The 472-nt window shown below is 63.6% G+C and carries 1 protein-coding gene; it reads right to left on the bottom strand.

Going from position 1 to position 472, the window contains the following annotated elements:
* On the bottom strand, nucleotides 1-472 hold a 472-nt coding region (locus AC1DCG_RS25125; protein ID WP_477041756.1), incomplete at both ends, for a hypothetical protein.

Raw genomic sequence — 472 nt, 5'->3', positions numbered from 1 at the left:
GTCAAAGACTCTTCGGACTCATCGCCCAGATCGGCAGCCTGGGGACTAGCGAGATTTTGCGGCGGGTACAACCACAGCGGCAACGGCCACGCGGCCCGTTCGCTACGGGGGAAGTGCTCGACACTGCCGGGCTCGCGCAACGCCTGGCATAACGCCCGTTCCAGTGCCGCTTCGCTGCCGTTCAACGAGGCCGGATCGGGGCGCAATTGCAGATGGGCATCGACCAGTCGTTGGTAACGAACACGCAGCGCGGGATAGCGTCGCAGCAGCTGTTGCGTCCAGCGTTGATTGTCCCGGCCCCAGTGGCGCATCTGCCCGGCCTGTGCCGCCAGCAACGCGAGCCAGCGATAGAGTTCCTCATTCAGTGCCACTTCGGGAAACACCGCCAGGCTCGATGGCAGCCGTAAATTACGCTCGTCACACCACGCCAGCGGCACTTGTTTGCAGGTGCCGGCGATTTGCTGCAACACGT

The sequence above is a fragment of the Caulobacter sp. 10L414 genome (genome assembly GCF_056395525.1).
Note: the sequence above shows the minus strand (reverse complement) of the source record. Positions and strands in the feature narration are given on the sequence as shown.